The organism is Luteimonas sp. AC640a (genome assembly GCF_979256585.1).
The window spans coordinates 99,220-110,689 of the sequence record NZ_CEEDOV010000001.1 but is presented as its reverse complement, the minus strand read 5'-3'; the positions used below and the strand labels follow the sequence as shown (position 1 = coordinate 110,689).

9 protein-coding genes are annotated in these 11,470 nt (G+C 68.0%); 1 reads left to right on the top strand and 8 read right to left on the bottom strand.

The features are described 5' to 3' along the window. Positions 1-58 precede the first annotated feature (58 nt). The 7 genes from bla to ACZ9YD_RS00490 all read right to left on the bottom strand — a co-directional run bounded on the left by bla (position 59) and on the right by ACZ9YD_RS00490 (position 9,410). A complete protein-coding gene (gene bla / locus ACZ9YD_RS00520; RefSeq protein WP_465073179.1) occupies positions 59-937 on the bottom strand; it encodes a subclass B3 metallo-beta-lactamase in 879 nt (292 codons plus the stop codon). Positions 938-997: 60 nt separating this feature from the next. Further along, positions 998-1,876 (bottom strand): bile acid:sodium symporter family protein, encoded by an 879-nt coding sequence (locus tag ACZ9YD_RS00515; RefSeq protein ID WP_465073178.1) that lies wholly within the window; start codon positions 1,874-1,876, stop codon positions 998-1,000. A gap of 15 nt (positions 1,877-1,891) precedes the next feature. Then, a complete protein-coding gene (locus ACZ9YD_RS00510; RefSeq protein ID WP_465073177.1) occupies positions 1,892-2,308 on the bottom strand; it encodes a hypothetical protein in 417 nt (138 codons plus the stop codon). A 453-nt stretch (positions 2,309-2,761) separates the two neighbouring features. Continuing rightward, complete coding sequence (locus ACZ9YD_RS00505; RefSeq protein ID WP_465073176.1) at positions 2,762-4,642, bottom strand: DUF885 domain-containing protein; 1,881 nt, start codon at positions 4,640-4,642, stop codon at positions 2,762-2,764. 75 nt (positions 4,643-4,717) lie between these two features. Next, positions 4,718-5,419 carry a DUF502 domain-containing protein gene (locus ACZ9YD_RS00500; protein WP_465073175.1) on the bottom strand — a complete coding sequence of 234 codons (702 nt, stop codon included), beginning with the start codon at positions 5,417-5,419 and terminating at the stop codon, positions 4,718-4,720. A 96-nt stretch (positions 5,420-5,515) separates the two neighbouring features. Next, on the bottom strand, positions 5,516-7,600 hold the full coding sequence (locus ACZ9YD_RS00495; RefSeq protein WP_465073174.1) for a protein kinase domain-containing protein: 2,085 nt from the start codon (positions 7,598-7,600) through the stop codon (positions 5,516-5,518). A 106-nt stretch (positions 7,601-7,706) separates the two neighbouring features. Beyond that, positions 7,707-9,410, bottom strand: a complete 1,704-nt coding sequence (locus ACZ9YD_RS00490; protein WP_465073173.1) for an NAD(P)/FAD-dependent oxidoreductase — start codon at positions 9,408-9,410, stop codon at positions 7,707-7,709. Between the two features lie 216 nt (positions 9,411-9,626). Between ACZ9YD_RS00490 and ACZ9YD_RS00485 the strand changes: the two genes are divergently transcribed. Then, positions 9,627-10,955 carry a hypothetical protein gene (locus tag ACZ9YD_RS00485; RefSeq protein WP_465073172.1) on the top strand — a complete coding sequence of 443 codons (1,329 nt, stop codon included), beginning with the start codon at positions 9,627-9,629 and terminating at the stop codon, positions 10,953-10,955. On the opposite strand, the gene ACZ9YD_RS00480 is transcribed toward ACZ9YD_RS00485, so the two are convergent. Continuing rightward, positions 10,922-11,404 (bottom strand): DUF4442 domain-containing protein, encoded by a 483-nt coding sequence (locus ACZ9YD_RS00480; RefSeq protein ID WP_465073171.1) that lies wholly within the window; start codon positions 11,402-11,404, stop codon positions 10,922-10,924. The two genes, ACZ9YD_RS00485 and ACZ9YD_RS00480, sit on opposite strands and share 34 nt — an antisense overlap. Positions 11,405-11,470: the final 66 nt, after the last annotated feature.

Sequence of the window (11,470 nt, the reverse complement as noted above, 5' to 3'; positions counted from 1 at the left end):
ACCCCACATTCGATCGAACGAACGGGCGATCGTCGATGCCCACTTTTCGATCACGCGCTCAACGTGACTTCGCCTGTTCTTCCGCGAGCTGCGCGTCGAATCGCGTCTGCGCGCCATCCGCATACGCCGCGCACGTCAGCGCGTCCGCGCCCGCCGTATTGCCGGCCGCGTAATTCCAGTTGCTCGCACCGGGATGCGGCGTCAGCAGCAAATCGCAGGGCAGGCCGCGGACCACCTCGAACGAGCGCCGGTAGTCCTCGACCAGCCGCGGGTATCGCGGATTGCCCTGCAGCCGGTATCCCGGCGCACTGAGGCTGTCGACATACGCGATACGCACCGGGCGGCCATCGCGGGTATCGGTCCAGGTCCACGCGACGCTGCCGGGCGTGTGGCCGGGAATGAAGTGCACCGTGAAATCGGTGCCGCCCTGCGACACGACTTCGTGATCCATGACGATGCGGTCGGTCTGCACCGGGGGATACGTGATCTCGTCGCCGAAGTGCAGATCGTCACTGCCGCCGCGCGCGAACAGCGCGGCCGACTCGGCATTGGCGACGAGGTGCGCGCCGGTGCGGCGCTTGAGCGCGGCGAACGGACCGGCGTGGTCGGCGTGCGCGTGGCTCGACAGCAGCAGGCGCAGGTCTTCGGGCGCGACCTTCAGCCGTTCCATGTTCGCCAGCAGCGCATCCGCAGCCTGCGGCATGCCGCCATCGATCAGCACGGCGCCCCCGTCCGTGATCACCAGAAGTGCGGTCAGCCCTTCGGTACCGATCTGCCAGGTGCGGTCGGCGATGCGGACAGGCGCGATCGGTTGCCGCCATGACGCATCGACTGTGTAGGCCTCGAGTTGCGGCAGCGGCGGCTCCGCGGCGCTGGCGGACAGCGCCGCCGACAGCAGACAGGTGGCGAACGAACAGACGGGCAGGGACGGGCGCATCGGACTTCCAGCGACAGGCGGACGCACAGTCTGCCGCGTATGCCGCGTCCTGCAACCGCTTCAGGCCGTCGCGTTCTCGTCGCGCGCGCCGGGCCGGTTGAGCCACGCGGCGAAGGCGGCGGCAGTAAAGAACATCAGGAGGCTGTAAACCGCGGCCGGCGCCGACATCGTCGCGTTACCGAGCACGCTGAGCGCGATGAAGATCGCCAGCGTGCCGTTGTGGATGCCGATCTCCATCGCGATCGCGATTGCCTGTCGCCGCGGCAGTTTCAGCGCCCGCGGCGCCGCGTAGCCGGCCCCCATGCTGACCAGATTGAACAGCAGGCAGGCGATGCCGACCGCGGCGAAGTACGCCAGCAGCGTGTCCCAGGTGCCGGCGACGGCCGCGATGATCAGCAGCACCAGCACGATCACCGACAGCAACCGGATCGGCTTTTCCATGCGCGAGGCGAATCCGCTGGCGAAAGCGCGCACCAGCATGCCGATGCTGACCGGCAGCAGGATGATCAGCGCGACCTCGACGATCTTGCGCGTCGGCGGCGGCACGTACTGACCGGCGCCGAGGAAGAATTCCAGCGACAGGTTGAGGATGACCGGCAGCGTGATCAGGCACAGCACACTGTTGACCGCGGTCAGGGTGATGTTGAGCGCGACGTCGCCGCGCGCGATGTGGCTGTAGATGTTGGCGGTCGCGCCGCCCGGCGATGCGGCCAGCAGCATCAGGCCGACCGCGAGTTCGGGCGGCAGCCGGAACAGCAGCGCGAGCCCGAGCGCCGCCCACGGCAACACGCCGATCTGCAGTGCGAGCCCGATCAGCACTGCGCGCGGATAGCGTGCGACGCGGCGGAAATCGTCGAGCGTCAGGCCGAGGCCGAGGCCGAACATGATCACGCCGAGCGCGAGCGGCAACAGCAATGTGGTCAGCAGCGATGCCTGCATGGAACGTCCTTTGTCTTAAGCGGGCGCGTCGGCGCGATCACGCCGCAGTGCGAGCCGGCCACCGCACCAGGCGAGCGGGATCGGCCCGATCACGCCGAGCAGGGTCATCCACAGCGGATGCGGCAGCATCCAGGCATTGCCGATCACCCCGAGCACGATCAGCACACCGACCGCGATCGCAGCACTCATGCGGCGCACGCGTGCGAGCCGCGCCGCGACCCAGCCCCCGCACACCGCGGCGAGCAACCAGCCGCACAGCACCCAGACGAGCTTGCCGATCGGCGCATTGGCGACGATCTGCGCGAGGTCCGCCTCGTTGACGAGTTGCCCGGCGGGCATCGGGAACATCCACGAGCCGACAAATTCCAGGCCGAGCATCACCATCAACGCGACGACCATGCCGAGCATCACCGAGAACATCGTGCGGATCATGGCGCCTCCCCGTCGCGGGCCGGCGTGCAGCATCGCTTGACGGATGGAGGAGGGCAAGCGGCGGTGCGGCAGGGGCGCACCTTGCGCGTCGCGGCGTTCGGAGTGACCGATCACTGTTGGCAAGTCGAAGTCGCTGGATCCCGGCTTTCGCCGGGATGACGACATCCACTACTCCGTCATCCCGGCGGACGCCGGGATCCAGCGACTCGTGCGCATAAGCAGAGCGAAGTCCGGCTGTTCCAAACGATGGAGAGGCGCCCGGGAATCCAATCGGCGCCTTCAGCGTGGAAGGCTTCTACGCGCGGTCCACTGTCGCCCCAGCGAACGCTGGGGCCCATTTTGATCTGAGGCATTACCGCGAAGATGGATCCCAGCGTTCGCTGGGATGACGGGCTTCGAAGTATTGCAAGGTCCCTCAGCGATCGCTCCGGTCCGCCCACCGAAAATCCAGCTCTACGACGCCACGTCAGCAGGCGCCGCCGTCACCGGCTGCGCATCCACACGCCCCTTCCGCTCCGCGATCCACGCGTCGATCTTCGCCTCCAGAAGCGGCAACGGCAGCGCACCATCCTTCAGCACTTCGGCGTGGAATTCCCGGATGTCGAATGCCTCGCCGAGCGCGGCCTCGCTGCGCTTGCGCAATTCCTGGATCTTGAGTTCGCCGATCTTGTAGGCCAGCGCCTGGCCCGGCCATGCGATGTAGCGCTCGGCTTCGGCGACCGCATCAGGCTCGCTGACCGACGAGTTCTCGAACATGTAGTCGAGCACCTGCTGGCGGGTCCAGCCTTTGCTGTGCAGGCCGGTGTCGACGACCAGGCGCACCGCGCGCCACAGCTCGCCCTGCAGACGACCGAAGTAATCGTAGGGATCGGTGTAGAGGCCGAGTTCCTTGCCCAGGCTTTCGGCGTACAGGCCCCAGCCTTCGATGTACGCGGTCTCGCCGCCGAAGCGGCGGAACGCGGGCAGGTCGGTGAGCTCCTGCTGTAGCGCGAGCTGGAAGTGATGGCCGGGAATCGCCTCGTGCAGGAACAGGTCTTCGGCGTCCCAGCGCTTGCGCGTGGGCAGATCGAAGGTGTTGACGTAGAAGATGCCCGGACGGCTGCCGTCCTCGCTGGGACTCATGTATTCGCCGCCCGCGGCCGACGCGGCGCGGAAGGCTTCGATCGGACGGATCTCGAACCCGGCCTTCGGCGTCAGCGAGAACAGCTCGGGCACCTTCGCCTCGATCTTCTGTTCAATGTCGCGGTAATGCGCGAGCAGCTGGTCCTCGGAGCGGAACTCGAAGCGGCGATCGGTCTGCATGAAGCGGAAGAAATCCTGCAGCGAGCCTTCGAAGTTCGTCTCCGCCATCACGCCGCGGATCTGCTCGTGGATGCGCGCCACTTCGTCCAGACCGATCTGATGGATCGCTTCGGGCGTCAGGTCGGACGTGGTCTGCTGCCTGGCCGAGAACGCATACCAGGCCATGCCGTCGGGCAGCGCGTCGAGGCCCACGCTGTCGCGCGTATGCGGCAGGTAGTCGTTGGCGATGAAGTCGCGCTGGCGCTGGATCGCGGGATTGAGCTGGTCGGTGATCAGCGTGCGGAACGCAGCTGTCAGGCGCTCGCGATCGGCGGCGGGCATGTCGTCCGGGAACTTCGTGACCGGGCCCCAGAACGGGCTCTTTTCCACGTCGTCGACAAGGATCGTGTCGAACTGCGGCAGCACCTTCTCCATCACCACGCGCGGCTGCACGACATTGGCCTCGATGCCGGCGCGCATGTTCGCGATCTCGGTGTCGAGCAACACCGGGATGCGTGCGGCACGGCGCAGCCAGGCGTCGTAATCGGCGGTGTTGGCGAACGGCTGCGCGTTCGAACCCGAGCCCAGCAGCACCGAGTAGCTGACGATGCTGCCCATCTGGTTGACCGGCATCATCCAGTCGGGAAAACGTTCACCGTCGAGCGTGTTGCGACGCTCGTCGACGAAGATGCGATAGCTCAGCAGATCCTGGCCCTGCAGGCCTTCGCTGCCGACCGCCTCGACGGTCTTGAGCCAGCGCGCGTTGAAGCTGCGCAGCTGTTCGCGGTACTCGGCGCTGCCGAAGTCCGGCAGCTGATCGTTGTAGCGCGCATCGCCCTGGAAGGTCGCCTGGACCGGGTTGAGCTTGAGCACCTCTTCCCAGTACTCGGCATACAGCGTGGTCAGCCGCGCGGCACGCGCTGCGGCATCTTCGGCCGGTACCTCGGCGACCGTGGCCGCCGCAGTCTGCGCGGGCGCATCACGGTTGCAGCCGGCGAGTCCGCCGCCGACGGCGATCGCGACGGCGATGGCGAGAACGAGCGGCTGTTGCATGTCGGGCTCCAGTGGGTAGTGGGGTCGATGCTGGCGAACACGGTGCGCAACCGGCAAGGGCCGGAGGTCACGGACTCAGGGCGCGGGCGTGCCTTCGGGCGCCGAGGCGCGGGGCGCCGGCGGCGGCGGGTCGAAGGGAATCGTGTCCGGCGCGACCGCGCCGCCCGAAATGATGAAGCTCATCGCCTGGTCGACGGTCCAGTCGGTGGGCGTGAGCTTCTCCAGCGGCACGATTTCCAGGTAGCCCGATGTCGGGTTCGGCGTGGTCGGTACGTAGACCGCGGCGAGTTCGCGGCCGGTGCCGTGTTCGCGGATCACGCGTGTCACGAATCCCACCGATTTCATCTCGGCATGCGGAAAGTCGATCAGCACGACGCGCTGGGTGCCGTCGGGCTTGGTCTGCAGGATGTCGAGCAGCTTGCGCGCACTGGAATAGATCACGTTCGCCAACGGAATCCGGCGCACCAGTGCGTCCACCCACGAGAGCATCCGCTGGCCGATGACGCGACGCGCGAGCCAGCCCACGCCGAGGATCAGCGCGATGGTCGCCAGCATCGCAATCGTGGCCTGCACGGACGCGGCATTCGCCCAGCCCATGGAATTCGGGAAACCCGCGGCGATCCGGTGCGCCAGCGGCGCGACCCAGGGCGTACTCATGTTGGACAGCAGTACGAAGACGAACTTGACCACAATCCAGGTCAGCCAGATCGGCAGCAGGGTCAACAGACCGGTGAGGAACAGACGCTGCAGGCGTCCGCCCAGGGTGTGGGCACTCATTGGCATCCGCGGGCGGGGTGGGGGACGCAACATGATGCGCCCCACGACTGAACTGCGGAAGCGTGGGGCGCGGCCACAGTCGATTGACTGCTTGATTCAGGGCAGATGCGCGAGCCGGAAGCCGACGTCGTCGTAACCGCGACGCGGATCGAGTGCGCGGCTCGTGAGTTCGTCGCGCTGGCTGCGGCCGGCGGCGATACGGTCCTTGCATGCGGCCGCGCAATCGCTGCGCCATTCGGCCGGACCGACCGCGCGCGTGGCGACACTGGCGCCTTGCGCGGTCGATGCGACGACGATGCTGCGGCCCTCACGCTCGCTGCGCCAGCGGGCGTACTCCACGGCGTCGTGCCAGGACACGCAGACCACCGGGTCGGTCGGTGACTGGTCGAAACCAGGGTCTTCCCAGTCCTTCGACGACAGTGCACGGAGCACCGAACCACGCGCACGGCATGAAGCCGACTTGTGGCCGGTCGCCGTGACGAAGGCGCCGTAATCCGCGCGGCTGACCGGTGCATTGGAGATGGCATACACGCCGTCGTTGCTGCGGATCACGCGCGCGCCGCCAGCGACGCGGGCGGCCAGCGCCGCGACATCGGGAATGGTCATGGCCTGTCGCCGCAGGCGGGACGTGGCGGCGGCATCGAGCCCCACGGCTTCTGCCGACGCCAGGCTCGCCACGGCCTCGCTGCGGTCGACATCGGTGACCGCCTGTTGGATGCGATCTTCGAGTGCGCCATCGATGCGGGTGCGCAAACGGCCCATTGCGTCACCATCGGCCTGGCCGGTGGCGGACGCGTGCTGGCGCGCCGCGCCGAGGATCGCGCTGGCATCCACGTGGTCGCCCTTGGTGATCAGCGCGGTGGCGCGCGCACCCGCCGCATCGAGCGCGCGGCCGGACAGCGGCGCGAAGCGCAGATGCTCGCGATCGGCCTGCCAAGCCCGGGTCAGCGATTCGAACGCGTTCGCGCCAGCGGGTGCGGCCAGCTGCCCGGCGCGCAACTGGCGCTCGGCATCGGCGAGATGACGGTCCGACGCGGATACCGGCGCAGCCTTCAGTGTCGCGGGTTCGCCCGCTGCGACCGCGGCGGCTGGTGCGCGTGGATCGTCGTGGGCAAGCCCTTCGATATCGACCGGCGCCGCTGCACCGCCAGCGGCGAGCGCCTGCCGCGGCGCCGCCGGCTCGAGATCGGGTGCATTCGACGGGCGTAGCAGAAATCCGATGCCGGCTGCGGCGACCAGCACGGCTGGAATCCACAACATCGGCGACACCTGCCGCGCGCCATCGCCGATGCGGCGGGCGCCTTCGCCGAGGCGCCGCAGCGTGCCGGTGATGACCGGCTCACGCTTGCCATCGCGCTGCGGCACCTGTGCCAGCGCCTGCAGCATCTGGTTGGCGTCGGCGAACCGGCGCCCGGGCGATTTGGCCAGGGCGCGATCGATGAAACGCTGCCAGTGACGCAGCGGCGGCGGCAGGCGCGGAATCGGATTCTGGGTATGCGCGATCGCCATCGACAGCGCGTCTTCGCCCTGATACGGCAGGCTGCCGTTGAGCATCTCCCAGGCCAGCACGCCGACGCTGTAGAGATCGGCGCGGAAGTCGACCTGCTGGCCGCGCGCCTGCTCGGGCGCCATGTAGGCGGTGCTGCCGACAGCCAGCCCGACCATCGTGACGCGCGTGCCATAACCGCGGCGCAGGGCGATGCCGAAATCCGCGAGCAGCGGCCGGTCGGCTTCGTCGAACAGCACGTTCTCGGCCTTGACGTCTCGATGGATCACGCCGCGCGCATGTGCATACGCCAGCGCCGACAACAATGCGCGCAGCACCTCGCGCACGCGGGCGTGGTCGCCAGTGAGATCGCGGTTGCCCAGATGGCCGTGTGGCAGATACGGCATCGCATACCAGGGCAGGCCCGCATCGGTGCGGCCGACTTCGTGAATGCCGACGATGTTGGGGTGTTCGAGCCGGGCGATCGTGCGCGCTTCATTCTCGAAGCGGCGCCGGCTCACTTCGTCGGCCAGCGCTTCGGGCAGCATGATCTTGATCGCCACGTCGCGGCCCAGCGACAACTGCGTACCGAGATAGACCGTGGCCATGCCGCCGTGCCCGACGATACGCAGCAGGCGATAACCGGCGATGTCCGGAAAGACCGTCGAATCGGGCCCGGTTGGCGTGTACGGCATGGTTCCCCCTGTGCGTCGCACAGCATACCGACGGCGCGCCGGAAAACGGTGTGATGCGTTTCCGGATCCGACGCGCTCGTTTTCGCGGCGTGCGAGGCGATTGGCCTCAGGTTGCGCGTGCGTGCCCGGCGGCGACCATCGCCATCGCCACCGATTCCGCCGCCTTGATGCCGTCCACGCCTGCCGACAGGATGCCGCCGGCGTAACCCGCACCTTCGCCGGCCGGAAACAGGCCGCGCGTGTTCAAGCTCTGGCCGTCGGCATGACGAGTGATGCGCAACGGCGATGACGTGCGCGTTTCCACACCGGTCAGCAGCGCATCGTGCATCGCGAATCCGCGCAGCTGGCGATCGAAGGCCGGCAGCGCCTCACGGATCGCGGTGATCGCGTACTCGGGCAGTGCGCCCGACAGATCGCCCAGACGCACGCCGGGCGTATACGACGGCACCACGCTGCCGAACGCACTCGACGCGCGCCCGACGAGCAGATCGCCGACCAGCTGGCCCGGTGCTTCGTACTCGCCGCCACCCAGCGCGAACGCATTCGACTCCCAGTGACGCTGCAGCGCGATGCCGGCCAGCGGTCCGCCTTCTGGCGCGTAGGGGAGGTAATCCTCGGGCGTGATGCCGACGACGATCGCTGCATTCGCGTTGCGTTCGTTGCGCGAGTACTGGCTCATGCCGTTGGTCACCACGCGGCCCGGTTCGCTGGCGGCCGCGACCACAGTGCCGCCCGGGCACATGCAGAAGCTGTAGACCGAGCGTCCGTTGCGCGCGTGGTGCACCAGCTTGTAGTCGGCCGCGCCGAGCAGCGGATGACCGGCCTGCGGGCCGAAGCGCGCAGCGTCGACCAGCGACTGCGGGTGTTCGATGCGGAAACCGATGGAGAAGGGTTTCGCTTCGAGAAACACGCCGCGTGCGTGCAGCATCGCGAAGGTGTCGCGCGCGCTGTGGCCCAGCGCCATCACCACGTGATCGCTGCGGATCTCTTCGCCGTCGGCCAGGGTCACGCCGCGCACATGGCGCACGCCATCGGCATCGGATTCGACCAGCAGATCGTCGACGCGGCTGGAGAAGCGGATCTCGCCGCCCAGCGATTCGATGGTCGCGCGCATGTGCTCGACCATCGACACCAGCCGGAACGTGCCGATGTGCGGCTTGCTGACATAGAGGATTTCGTCGGGTGCGCCCGCGGCGACAAACTCGGTCAGCACCTTGCGGCCGTGATGACGCTTGTCGGAGATCTGGCTGTAGAGCTTGCCGTCGGAGAACGTGCCGGCGCCGCCTTCGCCGAACTGCACGTTGGATTCGGGATTGAGCACCTTCTTCCGCCACAGCCCGAAGGTGTCCACGGTGCGTTCGCGCACGGCCTTGCCGCGCTCCAGCACGATCGGCCGGAACCCCATCTGCGCGAGCACCAGCGCCGCGAACAAGCCGCAGGGACCGGTGCCGATCACCAGCGGGCGCAGCGGCATTGCATCGCTGGCGCGCGCCACGAAGCGGTACGAAGTGTCCGGCGATGCGCCGACCTTGCCGCTGCCACTGGCCACGGCGCCATCGCCCTGATCGCCTGCGGCCGCGGCTTCGGGATCGAGCGCCAGCCGCTGCAGGATGTCCGCCTCGCGCGGCGTGTCGACGTCGACCGAATAGATCAGCACGATCGCCCCGCGCCGGCGCGCGTCGTAGCTGCGCTTGGCGACGGTGAAGCCGGTGAGTTCGTCGGCGTGGATGCCCAGGCGCGCGACGATCGCCGCGGGCAGCGCGGCATCGTCGTGGTCGAGGGGCAGTTTGAGGTCGGTGAGTCGGAGCATCGGGCATTCAGGACGGTGGAGGCGGGCGTGGATCTGCTGGCGTGGCGCAAGCACGCGAACGAGCGCGTCGATGCGTCGGGAACAGGGGCTGTCGCGGTAGACAGGATACCTGTCGCGCCTTATGACTCGAGGCGAGCGCGCGGGTCGGCCGTCTCGAATGCTCGCCGCCGCAGTGGCAGACTGCCGGTCCGCAGGACGCGGATCAGGGGAAGCGGCATGCGCTGGTTGAAGCGGTTGGGTGTGGGGTTGCTGGTCGTGGTGCTGGTGCTGGCGGCGCTGTGGACGTGGTCGCGGTTGCGTGGGCCGACGCCGGAACAGCGCGCGGCGCTGGCGCGTTGGGAAGCACCGAACGCGTTCGCGGGGCGCAATGCCTTCGATGCGGTTTGGGTGCTGCGTTACGACGTACCGGATGCGGATGTCGCTTCAGTGGCCGATGCCGACATGAAAGCCCTGGCGGAAGCGTCACGTCAGCGAAAAGTGCCTGCGTCATTCACCACCACCGCCGCCCGGTATCCTGACCTGAATCCTCTCGGGCTTGGTGTTCAGCCGTGCGGATTCAACGGCTCGGACTGCCTCGAAAAAGTGGACGCTGCGCTCGACGATTACGCTGCGTTGGTGCTCGCCAATGCTCGTCTGATCCAGCGGGTCGAGGCGCTGTCGGCCTATGACCACCATGCCTGGCGTCTGCCGCCTGATCCGAATGTGCCAGCCCCCTCGTTCACGCTGCTGGGATGGCCGCTCACTGCGCATGCGGTGCGGTTCGCGAAGGGGGATCAGCTGGACGCCGTCGCTGCGACCTGCCGGGATCTTGCAGCCTGGCGGCGCATCGGCGTGCAGAGCGACACGCTGATCATGCGGATGATGGGCATTGCGCTCACGACTGATGGGTACGGCGCGCTGTTGGCCCGGATGATGGCCCACCTGCCACGCGACATGCCGCTGCCTTCCAGGTGCCGAGCCGCGCTCGCCGCTCCAATCGCCGCGGAGGGTTCGATCTGTCCAGCCATGCGCGGGGAACTGGCGTGGAGCATGGGCATCGCCGAGTGGATGCCGGAGATGCGCGAACACAACGCATGGAGCTGGCTGGTGCTCGATCGTGAGGGCTATCGCGCCATCATTGCCGAGCAGATGTTTGCGCCGTGCGCGGCGCAGTCGCTCACCCTGCAGACGGACCAGCACCCCAGCTTCAGCACTGGCCCGGTTCCGATCTGGCGTCGTTTCGAATGCATCGCCAACAGTGCTGGCTGCATTCTGGGTGACACCGTAGGTACTGCATACGACATCTACGCTCTGCGCGCCCAGGACCAGAACGCGCGCCTGCAAGTCCTGGCCACGCTCGCCTGGCTGCGCGAGCAGCCCGATACCGGCACGCTCGCCGAACGTCTCGCACGCCGCCCCGCAGACCTGCGCAGCCCCGCGCGTGACATCTCGGTCACCGCGGATGGACGTTCACTGGAGATTGCGCAGTACGACACCAGCCGCGGTGCTACCTGGTCGCTGCCGTTGCCGGCCTACCTCGTCGAATCGACCGCGGCCTCGGACTGACCACTGCGCCGCTTGCGGCGCACGTAGACCTGCTTGCGCACGCGGGCGACTAGTTCGCCCGAGGCATCAAGGACGTCGGTGGTGAACCAGTGCAGATGCTTGCTGCCGTCGGCGGTGACGGCGCGGATCGCCTCGACCGTCGCGTCGTCGAGATCGAAGGCCGCGTGCACGGTGCCGCGGCCGGGACGAATGAACTCGATTTCGCCGGCCTTGTCCCAGACCACGTGATCCTTGCCGAGGGCGCGCAGCGTCATGATCATCCAGAACGGATCGGTCATCGCGAACAGGCTGCCGCCGAAGTGCGTGCCGACGTAATTGCGGTTGAACCAGCGCTGGCGCAGTTCGACACGCGCGTGCCGGAAGCCGTCGTCGATCCGGGTCACGCGGATGCCCGAAAACAGGAACGGCGGCCACAGGTTCATCAGCAGGCGGAAGCGGCGTGGCGTCATGGGCGGGCGATCGGCGAGGGGACGCCGATCTTGCCATACGCCGCTGTACGGACGCGCCCGGAGGCG